This window comes from Ruegeria sp. SAZD013 (assembly GCF_059612525.1).
Genome location: NZ_JBXWQT010000019.1, coordinates 28,989 through 44,780 on the forward strand (window position 1 = coordinate 28,989; position 15,792 = coordinate 44,780).

Here is a 15,792-nt window from a genome sequence, read left to right on the forward strand (position 1 = left end):
TTCAGCCCATTAATTCCCGGATTACAGCATTCAGCACGGCGCGCCCCGCTGGTGTTGCTCTGAGTCTGTTGTTTTCACGTTCAATCATATTAATGCCGACCAGATGGTCCACGGTTTCGTCAGAAAGTGGACAGCCTGACAGGGCCTCCCAGCTATCTACATCTAGTCCTTCTGAGATCCTCATGCCCATCATAAGGTATTCGTTCGCCTGATCTTCAGGCGAAAGGACGTAGCGTTTCTTTTCTCCGTCACCCTTCGTGGCGGCGTCAAGCCAACGCTGCGGGTTCAGATGGGTTTCGGTCGCGTGTCTTTCACCACCCACCGTTATTCGCCCATGAGCACCGGGACCAATGCCGACATAGTCCCCGTAACGCCAATAGACCAGATTGTGCTGCGACTCTGCACCGGGGCGGGCGTGGTTGGACACCTCATAGGCGGGCAGGCCGTGTTTCTCGCAAATCTCTTGTGTTGCAAGGTACATGTCGGCCGCACTGTCATCTTCGGGCAAGCCGCGCAGTTTTCCGACAGCATAACGATCGCCAAAAGCCGTGCCTTCTTCGATTGTCAGCTGATACAGCGACAGGTGATCCACGGCCATGGACAGAGCTTCGTTCAACTCGGCCCGCCAGGCGTCCAACGTTTGGTGTTGCCTGGCATAGATCAGGTCAAAGCTCACCCGTTCAAAACAATCACGGGCGATGTCAAAAGCAGCGCGGGCCTCGGCCAAAGTGTGAATTCGCCCCAAGCGGCGCAGGTCTTCGTCGTTGAGCGCCTGCACGCCCATCGATATCCGGTTGACGCCTGCATCACGATAGGCCGCGAACCGCCCGGCCTCGACTGATCCGGGATTTGCCTCCAGCGTGATTTCCATGGTGTTGGAGGGGTGCCAGAGCGCACGGGCCTCACCGATCACGGCGGCAACGATTTCCGGGTCCATCAAAGACGGGGTTCCACCGCCGAAAAAGATCGTGTTCAGCACCCGATCCGGGGTTTCGGCAGCCGAGCGCCGCAATTCGCTTAGATAGGCGTCAAGCCATTGTTTTTGATCAATGTTTCTGGAAACATGGCTGTTGAAGTCGCAATAGGGGCACTTGGCCTCGCAAAAAGGCCAATGCACGTAAAGGCCAAAGCCTCCGTTGCGCCAATCATCCGCCAAAGCAGCCTTTCACGAACTTCTCAACCGCGCGTCCGCGATGGCTGATCTTGTTCTTTTCCCAGCGATCCATCTCGGCAAAGGTAATGTCGTACCCTTCGGGAACAAACATCGGATCATAGCCGAATCCACCTTCGCCGCGGATGGGCCAGACAAGATGACCGGGGGCAACACCTTCAAACACTTCATCGTGCCCATCAGGCCAGGCCAGCACCAGTGTGCTGCGGAATTGCGCGGTGCGGGGGTGGGGGGCGCTCTTTGCCTCAAGCTCATTATGGGCGCGGGTCATCGCCATCAGGAAGTCGCGACCGTTGCCGGTTTCGGCCCAATCAGCGGTATAAACACCCGGCGCGCCGTCCAGCGCGTCGATTGTGATTCCAGAATCGTCTGACAGGGCGGGCAGCCCGGTGGCCTTTGCGGCGGCGTGGGCCTTGATCCGGGCGTTGCCGACAAAGGTGTCCTCGGTCTCTTCCGGTTCAGGCAGGTCCATGTCCGCCGCACCCACAACCGTCACGCCAAAAGGTTCGAGGAGATGCGCCATCTCCTCAAGCTTGCCTTTGTTGTGGGTCGCAACCAGAAGCCTGTCGCTGTCAAACTTACGGGTCATGTGGTGGCGGCTTTCTGGGCTGCGGCCAGCTCGGCAACACCTTTTTCCGCAAGATCCATCAGCTGATCCATCTGGGCACGGCTGAATACAGAACCTTCGGCGCTCATCTGGACCTCGATCAGTTTGCCTGACCCGGTCATGATAAAGTTGCCGTCGACACCGGCCTCGCTGTCTTCGGGATAGTCGAGATCCAGAACAGGCTGGCCCGCATAGATACCGCAGGACACGGCGGCGACCGGATCAACCAGCGGATCTGAAATCACGTCACCTGCCTTCATCAGTTTGTTGACGGCCAATCGCAGAGCAACCCAGCCGCCGGTGATTGAGGCACAGCGGGTGCCGCCATCGGCCTGGATCACATCGCAATCAACGGTGATCTGACGTTCGCCAAGTGCAACCCGGTCGACGCCGGCCCGCAGGGCGCGACCGATCAGGCGCTGAATTTCCACCGTACGGCCACCTTGCTTGCCCGAGGCCGCTTCACGCCGCATCCGGGTGTTGGTGGCGCGGGGCAGCATACCGTATTCGGCGGTGACCCAGCCAAGCCCCGAACCCTTAATGAAAGGGGGTACCCGATCTTCGATCGTGGCGGTGCACAGCACATGGGTATCGCCCATCTTGATCAGGCAGGAACCTTCGGCATGTTTGGTGAACCCCGTTTCGATTGAAACGGTGCGCATTTCACTTAAGTCTCTTCCAGAGGGTCGCATGGGAATCCTTTGTTTGCTGGGTTGGGGATACCGCCCCGCAGCGTTACGATGCAACCCCGATTGACCTTTCATTTGCCTGCTATTTAATGATGAACCAGCAGGGGAAAACGCATGAGTGAAGCGAGCAAAATTCTGGACGAGATGAACGACCGGTCGCGCGAGGTGTTCCGGCTGATCGTTGAAAGTTATCTGGAAAGCGGAGAGCCGGTCGGAAGCCGAACCCTGACGCGCAGCCTGTCGGAAAAGGTCAGTGCCGCAACCGTGCGCAATGTGATGCAGGACCTGGAGTTTCTGGGTCTTCTGGACAGCCCGCATATCAGCGCGGGTCGGGTACCGACGCAGCAAGGACTGCGTATGTTCGTGGACGGTTTACTTGAGGTTGGCGATCTGGGCGTCGACGACAAGCAAAAACTGGAAGAAACATTAGGCTCTAACGCGGGCGATGTTGGCGGAATGCTGGATCGGGTCGGGTCAGCTTTGTCACACCTGACGCAAGGTGCGTCGCTGGTCCTGACACCAAAGCATGAAGCAGAAATCAAGCATATCGAGTTTGTTTCCTTGGGGCATGACAAGGCTTTGGTGGTTCTGGTCTTTTCGGACGGCCATGTCGAAAATCGTCTGTTCACACCACCACCCGGCCAGACGCCCAGTTCGATGCGCGAGGCCGCGAATTTTCTGAATGCGCTGATCGAGGGGCGCACGCTTAGCGAAGTACGCCGTCAGATGCAGAAACAGATTCAGGCGCGCAAGCAGGAAATCGATGTATTGGCGCGCGAGCTGGTCGAAAGCGGGCTGGCCGCTTGGGACGGAGACGGAGCCGACTCGGCCCGTCTGATCGTGCGGGGACGGGCGAATCTGTTGAACGAACCCGGCCAGGCCGGAGAGCTGGAGCGTATTCGCAGCCTGTTTGATGATCTGGAACGCAAGCGCGACATCGCGGATTTCCTTGAATTGACGGAAAGCGGCGAGGGTGTGCGCATTTTTATTGGGTCTGAGAACAAACTTTTCTCACTTTCGGGTTCCTCTTTGGTGGTGTCTCCATATATGAACGCTGATCGAAAGATAATCGGTGCGGTCGGGGTCATCGGGCCCACGCGTCTGAATTATGGACGGATCGTGCCGATCGTGGATTATACGGCGCAACTGGTCGGCAAGCTGATATCCGACCGGAGCTAGAGGGTAAGAGATGGCAGAGCCCAAGAACGAAGATTTTCTGGACGATATCATGGCGGCAGAAGCGGAAGAGCTGGCCGAGGAGTTTGCTGAGATCAGTGACGAGGCGCTCGAGCTGGACGAGCTGCGCGCCGAGCGGGATGAGTATAAAGACAAATTCATGCGCGCGCTTGCCGATGCCGAGAACGCACGCAAACGTGGCGACAAGGCGCGCCGCGATGCCGAGCAGTATGGCGGTTCCAAGCTGGCCCGTGATATGCTGCCCGTTTACGACAACATGAAGCGCGCACTTGAGGCCGCGACTGACGAGCAGAAAGAGGTCGCCGCCGGGCTGCTGGAGGGCGTCGAACTGACCATGCGTGCCCTGAAGGATGTGTTCCAGAAACACGGGATCGAAGTGATTACGCCCCAGGTTGGCGACCGGTTTGATCCGAATGTGCACGAAGCAATGTTCGAGGCCCCGGTGCCGGGCACGCGGGCAGGGGACATCATTCAGGTGTCTGCCGAGGGTTTCATGCTGCACGACCGCCTGTTGCGTCCGGCTCAAGTCGGGGTCTCTTCAACGCCAGCAAGCTGATTGGCTTTTCACAGCCAAGCCTTCGGCGAGAGTATTTTTGAAAAGATGAAGGGCGGTCAGGATCTGGCCGCCTCTTTCAGTTTGTAGATCAGATCCAGCGCTTCGCGCGGGGTCAGTTCGTCGGGCAGGACACCCTCCAATATCTTGGTCACTGGCGAAGTTTTCGGTGCGGGCGGGGGTGGCGGCGCGGCTGCTGAGAACAGCGGCAGGTCATCAATCAGCGCTTTTTGTTTGCCGCCTTCGCGTTCGGTTTTTTCAAGCTGGTCCAGAACCATCCGGGCACGTTCGACAACAGAAGCGGGTAAACCGGCTAGTTGCGCAACCTGCACCCCATAAGACCGGTCAGCCGCGCCCTTGTGAACCTCGTGCAGGAAGATGACTTCGCCATCCCACTCTTTGACCGCTACGGTGGCGTTATCGACACCTTCGAGTTTACCGGCCAAAGCCGTAAGCTCATGATAATGCGTGGCAAACAATGCGCGACATTTGTTGGCCGCGTGCAGGTGTTCCAATGTGGCCCAGGCAATCGAGAGGCCATCATAGGTGGCGGTACCACGGCCGATTTCGTCCAGGATCACCAATGCACGGTCATCGGCCTGATTCAGGATGGCGGCGGTTTCCACCATTTCGACCATGAACGTCGACCTCCCCCGCGCCAGATCGTCCGAGGCTCCTACGCGGCTGAACAGCTGACTGATGACGCCGATATGCGCCTCTTCGGCCGGGACATAGCTGCCCATTTGGGCAAGCAGTGCGATCAGGGCGTTCTGGCGCAGAAAGGTTGATTTACCGGCCATGTTCGGACCCGTCAGTAACCATATAGCCGCACCGTCTTGGACACTCAGATCGCAATCATTGGAAATGAATGCACCGCCACTTTGCTGCCGGAGGGCGTGTTCCACAACCGGATGGCGACCACCCTGCACATTGAATGCGCGAGAGCCGTCAACCTTTGGACGGCACCAGTTTTCACCCCGCGCAAGATCAGCCAAGGCGGTCGTCAAGTCCAGTTCGGCAAGCCCGCGGGCGGCCTGATTCAATCGGGCAGCGAGGTCCAGTATCGCGCCAGAAAGCCTTTGATAGAGCCGCTTTTCAATCTCCAGCGCCAGATTTCCGGCGTTCAGGATACGAGTTTCGATCTCGGACAGTTCGACGGTTGTAAACCGCACCTGGTTGGCTGTCGTCTGGCGATGAATATAGGCTTCGCTAAAGGGTGGGTTCAGCATCTTTTCGGCATGGGTGGCCGTGGTTTCGATGAAATAGCCCAGCACGTTGTTGTGCTTGATTTTCAGCGAGGTGATGCCGGTGTGTTCGACGTATTTTCGTTGAAACCCGGCGATAACGGACCGGCCTTCGTCGCGCAGGGTGCGGGCCTCGTCCAATTCAGTATCAAAACCTGGCGCGATAAAGCCTCCGTCGCGGGTCAGAAGCGGGGGTTCGGCCACCAGCGCTTCGTCCAGCAAAGTCAGCAAGTCATCGAAACCAGCAAGGTTCTGAAGCGCGGTCGCCAGCAACACTGGCAAATCCTGATCGGTGCAGATTTCGGCAATCGTGGCCGCCTGTGTCAGCCCGTTGCGAATGGCTGTCAGGTCACGAGGTCCGCCGCGCTCGAGTGACAAACGCGACAGGGCGCGGTCCAGATCCGGGGCTTTGCGCAAGGCTTCGCGCAGATCAGACGCGATCAAGCTGTCACCAGCGGTGAAACTGACTGCGTCAAGCCGGGCATGGATCACATCCAGATTTCGAGAAGGGCTTGAAAGCCGCTGTTCCAGCAATCGCGCGCCGCCGGGGGTAACGGTCCGGTCAACGACAGAAAGAAGCGATCCTGCGCGCCCGCCAGATAGGGAACGGGTCAGCTCAAGGTTTCGACGCGTTGCAGCGTCGATCTGAACGACGCGATCCTCAGATTCTTTCAGCGGCGTTTGCAGCAGGGGCAGTTTGCCCTTTTGCGTAATCTCCAGATAGTCGATCAGCGCGCCCATCGCGGACACTTCGGCGCGGCCGAAACTGCCGAACGCGTCCAAGGCACCCACGTGAAACAGCCCGCAGATGCGCTTTTCCGCCGCCGTGCTGTCGAAACTGGCGCGCCCGACCGGCGTCAGTGAAATCCCCAGATCAAGCAGCGTTTCGTTCAGCTTTTCCTGCGTTCCATCGGCCACGATCAGTTCGGAGGGCGCAAGCCGGGCAAGCTCGGGGCTGAGCCGGACCGAGGTCAGTGGCATCACGTGAAACGCGCCCGTCGAAATATCGGCCCAGGCAAGCGCGGCGTCGTCCCGGACCTCGGCATAGGCAGCCAGAAAGTTGTGTCGGCGCGCCTCAAGCAACGCATCCTCGGTCAGTGTTCCGGGCGTGACGAGTCGCACGACATCACGTTTTACGACCGATTTAGAGCCTCTTTTCTTTGCTTCAGCCGGGCTTTCCAACTGTTCACAGACCGCAACGCGAAAGCCCTTGCGGATCAGGGTCAAAAGGTACCCTTCGGCCGAATGCACCGGCACGCCACACATCGGGATGTCTTCGTCATTGTGCTTGCCGCGCTTGGTCAGCGCGATATCCAGCGCCTCAGCAGCGTTGACGGCATCCTCGAAAAACATCTCGTAGAAATCACCCATGCGATAAAACAGCAGGGCATTCGGGTGGGCCTCTTTGATTTCGAGGTATTGCGCCATCATTGGCGTGACTGTGGACAAAAGCGGCCCCCTTTTGGCGTATTCCGGGCGCGACCTTACAAATCCCGCATCTTCTGTAAAAGCCGAAAACTCATTCTCGTTGAGGCGGGCGTTCTCCTGCGCTATGAGGCGTCAGCCCTGAAGTCATGGAAACGACATTTAAGATGCCCAAAGCGAAGATCACCAAAGAAGAGGCATTGGCCTTTCACCTGGACCCCACCCCCGGCAAGTGGGAGGTGCAGGCCACCGTCCCCATGACAACGCAGCGAGATCTGTCGCTGGCCTACAGCCCGGGTGTGGCCGTTCCCTGCGAGGCTATCGCGGAAAACCCGGAAACGGCCTATGATTATACCAACAAGGGCAACCTGGTGGCCGTAATCTCGAACGGGACGGCGGTGTTGGGCCTTGGTAACCTCGGCGCGCTGGGCTCGAAACCGGTGATGGAAGGCAAATCGGTCCTGTTCAAACGGTTCGCCGACGTGAACTCGATCGATATCGAGCTGGACACCGAAGACCCGGACGAATTCTGCCGTGCAGTGCGTCTGATGGGGCCAACCTTTGGCGGCATCAATCTGGAAGACATCAAGGCGCCCGAGTGTTTCATCATCGAACAGCGACTGAAGGAAGAGATGGACATCCCCGTCTTTCACGATGACCAGCACGGCACGGCCGTGATCTGTGCGGCGGGCCTGCTGAACGCGCTGCATATCTCGGGCAAGAAGATCGAGGACGTGAAAATCGTTCTGAATGGCGCAGGTGCCGCGGGGATTGCCTGTATCGAACTGCTCAAGGCAATGGGCGCGCGGCATGAAAACTGCATTGTCTGCGATACCAAGGGCGTGATCTATCAGGGCCGGACAGAGGGCATGAACCAGTGGAAATCGGCCCACGCGATCACAACCGACTTGCGCACATTGGAAGACGCGATGAAGGGGGCGGATGTGTTCCTGGGCGTTTCGGTGAAAGGCGCGGTCACGCAGGATATGGTTGCCAGCATGGCCGACAATCCTGTCATCTTTGCGATGGCCAACCCCGACCCCGAGATTACTCCAGAAGAAGCGCACGAGGTTCGCGTGGATGCGATCGTTGCCACCGGGCGCAGCGATTATCCAAACCAGGTGAATAACGTTCTGGGCTTCCCCTACCTGTTCCGAGGCGCGTTGGACATTCACGCCCGCGCCATCAATGATGAGATGAAGATCGCCTGCGCCCACGCACTTGCCAATCTGGCGCGCGAGGATGTGCCGGATGAGGTCGCCATGGCCTATGGCAAGTCGCTGACCTTTGGGCGTGACTATATCATCCCTACTCCGTTCGACCCGCGTTTGATCCACCGTATCCCGCCGGCCGTTGCAAGGGCGGGGATGGACACCGGTGCCGCGCGCCGTCCGATCATCGACATGGACGCGTATGAGCTGAGTCTGAAATCCCGGATGGACCCGACCGCCAGCATCCTGCGCGGTTTGAACGCCCGTGCGCGTCAGGCGCAAAGCCGCATGATTTTCGCCGAGGGCGACGATCCCCGGGTATTGCGCGCAGCGGTCATGTATCAGCGGTCAGGTTTCGGCAAGGCGCTTGTGGTGGGTCGGCCAGACGATGTTAAGGCCAAACTGGAAGCCACGGGCCTGGGCGACGCTGTACGCGAAATCGAGGTCGTGAATGCCGCCAATACCACGCATCTCGAAACCTATTCGAACTTCCTGTATCAGCGCTTGCAGCGTAAGGGATTTGACCGCAAAGATATTCACCGTCTGGCCGCACGGGACCGGCATGTGTTTTCGTCGCTGATGCTGGCCCATGGGCATGGTGATGGTCTGGTCACCGGCGCAACCCGCAAGTCTGCGCATGTGCTCGACCGGATCAACCATGTGTTTGATGCCGATGCCGCCAATGGTGCCGCCGGTGTGACAGCTTTGCTGCATAAAGGCCGGATTGTCCTGATTGGCGACACACTGGTGCATGAATGGCCTGACGAAAACGATCTGGCGAATATTGCCGAACGTTCGGCCGCAGTTGCCCGGCATATGGGGTTGGAGCCCCGCGTGGCTTTTGTCAGCTTCTCAACTTTTGGCTATCCGGTGTCAGAACGTGCTGAAAAGATGCACCGGGCCCCGGCTGTGCTGGATCGGCGCGGCGTTGACTTTGAATACGAGGGTGAAATGACGGTGGACGTTGCCCTGAACGTCGAACAGCAAACGGCCTATCCGTTCTCGCGCCTGACCGGTCCGGCGAATATCCTGATCGTTCCGGCCCGGCATTCGGCATCAATCTCGACCAAGCTGATGCAGGAAATGGGTGGAGCCACCGTGATTGGCCCGATCCTGTCAGGCATCGACAAGCCGATCCAGATCTGCTCGACCGTCTCGACCGCGAACGATATTCTGAATATGGCCATTCTGGCCTCTTGCGACATCGGATAAATCATGACGATCTGGAATCTCGGCTCGATCAACGCGGATATGGTCTATGACCTGCCGCATCTGCCTGCGCCGGGGGAAACCCTGGCCGCCCGTCGGCTGGATCGGTTTCTGGGCGGCAAGGGGGCCAACATGTCGGTGGCCGCTGCGCGTGCGGGATCACGCGTCAGCCATATAGGTGCCGTGGGGCCCGATGGGCGCTGGGCCAAGGATCGACTAACAGAATATGGTGTGGATACACGCCATATCTCTGAGGTGGATGTTCCCACGGGCCACGCCATCATTGCGGTGGATGCCGAGGGTGAAAACCTGATTATCCTGTATCCCGGCGCCAATCACGCATTGGAACCCGCCCATCTGGGGCAGGTGCTGGCCTCGGCAAACACCGGTGATCTGCTGATCTTGCAGAATGAAACCAATGCCCAGGTCGAAGCGGCGCAGCTGGGGCGCAAGCTTGGCTTGACCGTCTGTTATGCCGCAGCCCCGTTTCAGGCACAGGCCGTTCAGGGCGTTCTGCCTTTTCTGGATTTTCTGATCCTGAATGAGGTGGAGGCCGAGCAACTGCGTCAGGAAACCGGTCTGAGCATCGCCGATCTGCCTGTTCGGCATGTCATCGTTACCCTCGGCTCAAAAGGCGCGAGGTACTTGCAGCAGGGCAACGATCCGGTCGAGTTTCCCGCGCATAAGGTGCGGGCGGTGGATACCACAGGGGCAGGCGACACCTTCACCGGCTATGTGCTGGCAGGCATGGATCGCGGAATGCCAATGGAACAGGCCATATTGCAGGCAAACCGCGCCGCAGCTCTGATGGTCATGCGGCACGGAACGGCGGATGTCATTCCCGATCTGAAAGAAGTGCGTGACGCATCCTTTGACTAGGACCCTGCAAATGGCGCTTCCCCGCCCCAAAGCTGCTTGACGCGCGCGTCACGACCACAGGCTTTGCGATACGCTTTGTAGGCGTTGTGCTGACGCTTTGGTCCAAAGCGGGTAAGGACCAGTTTGTTGCCTTTGTAATAATTCTGATGATACGCCTCGGCGGGGTAAAAGGGTCCTGCGCTCAGAACCGGGGTGACAATGGTCTGCCCCAGCGCTTGCTGCGCGTCTGTTTTGGCTTGTTCCGCCAGCGCCTTTTCTCCTGTGTTAGAGACGAATATCGCGGTTCGATAGCTTTCGCCCCGGTCGCAGAACTGGCCACCGGCGTCTGTCGGGTCAACCGACCGGAAATACATGCTCAGCAACGATGCGCGAGAAACCCGCGCCGGATCGAACGTGATCTGAACCGCCTCGTAATGGCCGGTCCCCCCTTTTGAAACCTGATCATATGTCGGGTCCGCAGATGTCCCGCCGGTGTACCCCGACACCGCATCGATAACGCCGGGCACGGATTCGAAATCGGATTCCACGCACCAGAAACACCCTCCGGCCACCGTCAGCGTTTCGGTTCCTGCAGCCGGGGCAGGCAGCGCGCGCAACAGGGCAGCCAATGCAATCAGTGTAAACAGAAGGGCTGGTCTGACGGTTTCGAAATAAGCAGTCCGCATCATGTCAGGTCTCCTTTTAAGATGAGATTGACGCGGGTTCGACCGCCTTGCAATTGCCTGTCATGCAATGTCACGCGCTGGTGAGACGAGTTTATCGTCTGCGATCACCTGTATACGGCTCATTTGATGGGTGGGCGAAACCTCCGCTCATTTGCAACAGATCATGCGCGACAGGTATCCCGATGCGGAACTGCGATACACCGCGGGTGGAACCGCCAGTCTGGCTGGACTCGGACCAAAGGCCAGCTTTGCGGCAAATTCAGCCCAGCAGTTGCCCCAGCTTCATCGCAACACCCATATTGCCCGAGATCTTGAGCTTGCCCAAAGCAACGCCGGTCATCGGGTTCAGCTTTCCGGTCAGCAGCTTGGTCAGGTTTTCCTGCGAGATGCGGATTGTGCAATCCGTGTCCCGGTCCTGCGTCGATGCCTGATTGTCCGCCAGAACAATCACACCGTCCGCGCCGCAATCGAATTTGAGCGAACCGTCAAAGCTTTTGCCGTTCAGCCCTTTTTGAATTCCATCGGCGATGTCCTGAAGCATTCGGGATCCTTTCACGGTTTCCGAATGCGTAATGCGTCAGGTGCCGAACAGGCAAGGCTGACCCAACTGGAACTTCTGATCACGATGCGCCGAGGATCTGAACCGTCCGGTCACAAGGCTTACCGCCATAGAAGGCGTCCAGAACAGCACGAAACTCGGGCGGAGCATCTGCCACAGACGAAAACAATGTCATCGAAGATCGCAGCTTTTTCGCGTCAATCCCGCCCAGAATGTCGCTGGCATCGCGTCCTGCGTGCAGCAACATCAGCGAGGCCGCCTGCCTAAGCCGGTCGCGCAGTTCCGGGTGGTTCAGATAGCGTGTCGCCTCGTCCAGATCTTCAATGCCGTAGAGCTGTGCCATATGGGATTGGCCTAGCTCGGCCAGTTGCGGAAACACGAACCACATCCAGTGGCTGGTTTTCTGCCCCTGTTCAAGTTCGCGCAGGACATCGGCCCAAACCGTGTCCTGCGCCTCGATGAACATGTCGAGTTCGTCGTCGCTATCGTCTTCGTCGATCACTTGGACAGGCGCTTGTTGCGCGCAGCCAGCAGTTTCAGACGCAGCGCATTCAGTTGGATAAAGCCTGCCGCATCTTTCTGATCGTACGCACCTGCATCCTCTTCGAAGGTCACATGCGCCTCAGAGTACAGCGAATGATCCGACCAGCGACCCACGGTCGAGGCCAGACCTTTGTACAGCTTCACGCGAACGGTGCCGGTGACATGCTCTTGCGACCTGTCGATGGCGGCTTGCAGCATCTGGCGCTCGGGGCTGTACCAGAAACCGTTATAGATGAGTTCCGCATATTGCGGCATCAGCTGGTCTTTCAGATGCATCGCGCCACGGTCCATGGTGATGGATTCAATGCCACGGTGCGCTTCCAGCAGGATGGTGCCGCCGGGTGTCTCGTAGATACCGCGCGACTTCATGCCTACAAAACGGCCTTCGACCAGGTCCAGACGGCCAATACCGTGCTTGCCGCCGTATTCGTTCAGCTTGGTCAGGATCGTAGCCGGGCTCATCGCCTCGCCGTTGATGCTGACCGCGTCGCCTTTTTCAAAGCCGATCTCGATGAACTCAGGCTCGTTCGGGGCGTCCTCGGGGTGGACGGTTCGCTGATAGACATAGTCGGGCGCCATATCGGCAGGGTCTTCCAGAACCTTGCCCTCGGATGAGGTATGCAGCAGGTTCGCATCGACCGAGAACGGCGCCTCACCCCGTTTGTCCTTGGCAATCGGAATCTGGTTCTGCTCGGCAAACTCCAGCAGCTTGGTACGGCTGGTCAGATCCCATTCACGCCAGGGGGCGATCACCTTGATGTCTGGGTTCAGCGCATATGCTGCCAGTTCGAACCGGACCTGGTCATTGCCTTTGCCGGTTGCACCATGGGCGACGGCATCAGCACCAGTTTCGTCAGCGATCTCAATCAGGCGTTTCGAGATCAGCGGCCGCGCGATCGAGGTGCCCAGCAGGTACAGACCTTCATATTGCGCATTGGCACGGAACATCGGGAAGACGAAATCGCGGACGAATTCCTCGCGGATATCCTCGATATAGATGTTCTCGGGCTTGATCCCCAGCAATTCGGCCTTTTGGCGCGCGGGCTCCAGCTCCTCGCCCTGACCCAGATCGGCAGTGAAGGTCACGACCTCACAGCCATACTCGGTCTGCAGCCATTTCAGAATGATCGAGGTATCAAGGCCACCGGAATAGGCCAGAACAACTTTCTTGGGCGCGGACATCTGACTTCCCTTTATGCGTAGAACGATTGGCCCCTAGCGGGTTTTGGACGCGGGGGCAAGTTGTGAGGATTGACGCAGTACCTGAAATGGGGTGAAACGGGTGCAGAGAATAACAAGCATTGGTTGAAGGGGCGGTTTAAAATGTTGGGATGGCAGATTTTCTTGCATTCTGTGCGGATGGTATTTGGAAACATCAAGCAGGTGCTACAGATAACGGTTGGCCCTGCTCTAATTGCGACAATCATCATCGTGGGCGTGTTTTTGGCGCTTGGTATTCCGCTTGAGGCGCTTGAAGACAACACAGGCGCGTTGCCGCCAGGTGCAACCGCAGGTTCAGCCTTTGTCTTTGTGGTCGTTTTACTGGCGGTAATGTCCGTTACCATGTTCTGGATCGCGGTGTCATGGCACCGCTTCATCCTGATGGAAGAATATCCCACGGGAATACTCCCGACATTCCGCTTCGACAGGATTCAGGCCTATTTCGGTCGCTTTCTGATGTTGGGAATTTTGATGGCCATTGCATTCCTTCCGATGGGCTTTGTTATGTCAGCACTGAGTGGCGGCTCAATCGGATTCGCGCTTGTCGCTGTTTATGCCATCTTTCTGGTTGTCTGCTTTTATCGCCTTTCTATCGTCTTGCCAGCGGCAGCTATCGGGCACCCGGCGACTCTGGCAGATGTATGGAACAGCACTCAGGGTGCATCGGGGGCTATTATTGTTCTTTTGATCGTGAATTTTCTGTTCCAATTTCTGGTTCAGCTAATATTCACCGGGTTGGCGTTTATTCCTCTGTTAGGCATCTTACTGACATTGTTTTTTGGAATGCTGATCCTGCCGTTGATCAACGTCAGCATCCTGACAACCATGTATGGCGTCTTTATTGAAAAACGCCAACTCTCCTGACCCGCGTACACATATGTATTCCTTGCCCTTATCGCGCTGATGGGGCAGGGAATGCCGCATGACTGACTTCATGACTCGCGCCCGCGCCGCCGAAAAGGCGATGCGCTCTGTCTTCCCGGCAACGCCGTTGCAGCGCAATGCCCACCTGTCCGAACGTTATGGGGCGGATATCTGGCTCAAGCGCGAAGACCTGAGCCCGGTGCGCTCCTACAAGATCCGCGGTGCCTTTAACGCCATGCGCAAGCAGCAGGGGCAGGACCTGTTCGTCTGTGCCAGTGCGGGCAATCACGCGCAGGGCGTGGCCTTCATGTGCAAGCATCTGGGCGTCCGGGGCGTGATCTTCATGCCGGTCACGACGCCGCAGCAGAAGATCCAGAAAACCCGCATTTTTGGCGGGGATAACGTCGAGATTCATCTGATCGGTGACTATTTCGATGACACGCTCGCTGCCGCTCAAGCGTGGTGCGTACAGCAGGGCGGGTATTTCCTGTCGCCTTTTGACGATGCCGATGTGATCGAAGGGCAAGCCTCGCTGGCGGTTGAAATCGAAAGGCAGATGGGCGGTGCGCCCGATCACATTGTACTTCCCGTGGGCGGAGGCGGCATGTCCGCCGGCGTGGCCACTTGGTTCGGGGACCGCACCCATTGCCTGTTCGTCGAACCGGCCGGAGGGGCCTGTCTGCGCGCAGCCCTCGCAGCAGGACACCCTGTTTCGCTGGATCGAGTAGATACCTTTGTCGATGGCGCGGCGGTCGGGCGGATCGGTGAAAAGCCGTTCGAGTTGTTGAAATCACGTCACCTGTCGGATGTTCTGGTGCTGTCCGAGGACCGTATCTGCACCACCATGATTGAGATGCTGAATGTTGAAGGCATCGTGCTGGAACCTGCGGGGGCGCTGGCGATCGAGGCAGTAGGCGATATCCAAAGTTTTGTTCGCGGAAAGACCGTGGTCTGCCTGACATCCGGCGGCAATTTCGATTTCGAACGCCTTCCCGAGGTCAAGGAACGTGCGCAGCGTTATTCCGGTGTGAAAAAGTACTTCATCCTGCGCCTGCCGCAGCGACCCGGCGCCCTGAAGGAGTTCCTGAATATTCTCGGCCCCGAGGATGATATCGCGCGGTTTGAATACATGAAGAAATCGGCGCGCAATTTCGGTTCGGTTCTGATCGGGATCGAAACCCGCAAGCCCGAAAACTTTATGCGCCTGTTTGCCCATCTGGACGATGCCGGGTTCACCTATACCGACATCACCGAGGACGAGACGCTGGCACAGTTCGTGATCTAGCTCAGGTTCTTGTTCAGCTCAGCTTCAAACATGGTTTTCGAGCTGTTGAAAGCGGCCAAAAGCGCCGGCAGATCAACCTCGGCCCCTTGCCCTGCTGCGGCCTGCCGTTCCCCATCCTGGCAGAGTTTCGAGAATTGATCGAACCCCAGGCTCAACGCGCTTCCTTTCAGGAAATGCAGGTTCTGTTCCAGCTCGGCCCGGTTGGTATCGCGGCGCAGGCGGGTGATCACGTCCTGCACCTCTTCCAGAAATATCTCTACCACCTCATCGAATTCCTCGGGGCCGACTTCATCCCGCAACTGCCTGACTCTGGCCCAGTGGATCATCCTATACACCAGCTAATGAATGGTCATGGTTCTGAATAGACGCGTCCGGTAAAAAGCAGGTTAACGGGGCCACGCTTCGGCAATCGTCACTCTTCACCGGATGTTAAATCAGTCGGCGATAGGGTCGCCATAAGTAACGAAACT

The 15,792-nt window shown here is 58.0% G+C and carries 15 protein-coding genes; 6 read left to right on the plus strand and 9 right to left on the minus strand.

Going from position 1 to position 15,792, the window contains the following annotated elements:
* Nucleotide 1: 1 nt before the first annotated feature.
* From hemW to rph, 3 genes are read right to left on the minus strand one after another with little or no spacing between them, the layout of a single operon-like run.
* On the minus strand, nt 2–1,156 hold the full coding sequence (gene hemW / locus AC2FLU_RS05220) for a radical SAM family heme chaperone HemW (protein WP_496808960.1): 1,155 nt from the start codon (nt 1,154–1,156) through the stop codon (nt 2–4).
* Nucleotides 1,146–1,760 carry an RdgB/HAM1 family non-canonical purine NTP pyrophosphatase gene (gene rdgB, locus AC2FLU_RS05225; RefSeq protein WP_480494023.1) on the minus strand — a complete coding sequence of 205 codons (615 nt, stop codon included), beginning with the start codon at nt 1,758–1,760 and terminating at the stop codon, nt 1,146–1,148. The genes hemW and rdgB overlap by 11 nt, the downstream gene beginning before the upstream one ends.
* Nucleotides 1,757–2,470 (minus strand): ribonuclease PH, encoded by a 714-nt coding sequence (gene rph / locus AC2FLU_RS05230; RefSeq protein ID WP_496808959.1) that lies wholly within the window; start codon nt 2,468–2,470, stop codon nt 1,757–1,759. The genes rdgB and rph overlap by 4 nt, the downstream gene beginning before the upstream one ends.
* A gap of 111 nt (nt 2,471–2,581) precedes the next feature.
* On the opposite strand from rph, the gene hrcA reads away from it, so the two are divergent.
* Together hrcA and AC2FLU_RS05240 are read left to right on the plus strand one after the other, a co-directional pair.
* Entirely contained in the window at nt 2,582–3,646 is a 1,065-nt protein-coding gene (hrcA, locus tag AC2FLU_RS05235; protein ID WP_480494022.1) for a heat-inducible transcriptional repressor HrcA, read from the plus strand.
* 10 nt (nt 3,647–3,656) lie between these two features.
* Nucleotides 3,657–4,220: a nucleotide exchange factor GrpE gene (locus AC2FLU_RS05240; RefSeq protein ID WP_480494021.1), complete on the plus strand. Its 564-nt coding sequence runs from the start codon at nt 3,657–3,659 to the stop codon at nt 4,218–4,220.
* Between the two features lie 56 nt (nt 4,221–4,276).
* On the opposite strand, the gene mutS is transcribed toward AC2FLU_RS05240, so the two are convergent.
* Nucleotides 4,277–6,892 carry a DNA mismatch repair protein MutS gene (gene mutS, locus AC2FLU_RS05245; protein WP_496808978.1) on the minus strand — a complete coding sequence of 872 codons (2,616 nt, stop codon included), beginning with the start codon at nt 6,890–6,892 and terminating at the stop codon, nt 4,277–4,279.
* A gap of 161 nt (nt 6,893–7,053) precedes the next feature.
* On the opposite strand from mutS, the gene AC2FLU_RS05250 reads away from it, so the two are divergent.
* Together AC2FLU_RS05250 and AC2FLU_RS05255 are read left to right on the plus strand one after the other, a co-directional pair.
* A complete protein-coding gene (locus AC2FLU_RS05250) occupies nt 7,054–9,309 on the plus strand; it encodes an NADP-dependent malic enzyme (protein WP_480494020.1) in 2,256 nt (751 codons plus the stop codon).
* Between the two features lie 3 nt (nt 9,310–9,312).
* Complete coding sequence (locus tag AC2FLU_RS05255; protein ID WP_480554312.1) at nt 9,313–10,185, plus strand: ribokinase; 873 nt, start codon at nt 9,313–9,315, stop codon at nt 10,183–10,185.
* Here AC2FLU_RS05255 and msrA read toward each other — a convergent pair.
* From msrA to AC2FLU_RS05275, 4 genes are all read right to left on the minus strand, one after another.
* Nucleotides 10,182–10,853 (minus strand): peptide-methionine (S)-S-oxide reductase MsrA, encoded by a 672-nt coding sequence (gene msrA, locus AC2FLU_RS05260; protein ID WP_480554313.1) that lies wholly within the window; start codon nt 10,851–10,853, stop codon nt 10,182–10,184. The two genes, AC2FLU_RS05255 and msrA, sit on opposite strands and share 4 nt — an antisense overlap.
* A gap of 256 nt (nt 10,854–11,109) precedes the next feature.
* A complete protein-coding gene (locus AC2FLU_RS05265) occupies nt 11,110–11,391 on the minus strand; it encodes an SCP2 sterol-binding domain-containing protein (protein ID WP_267363740.1) in 282 nt (93 codons plus the stop codon).
* 79 nt (nt 11,392–11,470) lie between these two features.
* A complete protein-coding gene (locus tag AC2FLU_RS05270; RefSeq protein ID WP_480518265.1) occupies nt 11,471–11,875 on the minus strand; it encodes a DUF1810 domain-containing protein in 405 nt (134 codons plus the stop codon).
* Nucleotides 11,876–11,907: 32 nt separating this feature from the next.
* Nucleotides 11,908–13,134: an argininosuccinate synthase gene (locus tag AC2FLU_RS05275; RefSeq protein ID WP_496811899.1), complete on the minus strand. Its 1,227-nt coding sequence runs from the start codon at nt 13,132–13,134 to the stop codon at nt 11,908–11,910.
* A 201-nt stretch (nt 13,135–13,335) separates the two neighbouring features.
* Between AC2FLU_RS05275 and AC2FLU_RS05280 the strand changes: the two genes are divergently transcribed.
* Both AC2FLU_RS05280 and ilvA read left to right on the plus strand, forming a co-directional pair.
* On the plus strand, nt 13,336–14,037 hold the full coding sequence (locus tag AC2FLU_RS05280) for a hypothetical protein (RefSeq protein ID WP_496811900.1): 702 nt from the start codon (nt 13,336–13,338) through the stop codon (nt 14,035–14,037).
* A gap of 58 nt (nt 14,038–14,095) precedes the next feature.
* Entirely contained in the window at nt 14,096–15,322 is a 1,227-nt protein-coding gene (ilvA, locus tag AC2FLU_RS05285; RefSeq protein ID WP_480624800.1) for a threonine ammonia-lyase IlvA, read from the plus strand.
* Here ilvA and AC2FLU_RS05290 read toward each other — a convergent pair.
* On the minus strand, nt 15,319–15,648 hold the full coding sequence (locus AC2FLU_RS05290) for an Hpt domain-containing protein (protein WP_480622666.1): 330 nt from the start codon (nt 15,646–15,648) through the stop codon (nt 15,319–15,321). The genes ilvA and AC2FLU_RS05290 overlap by 4 nt on opposite strands.
* Between the last annotated feature and the right edge of the window lie 144 nt (nt 15,649–15,792).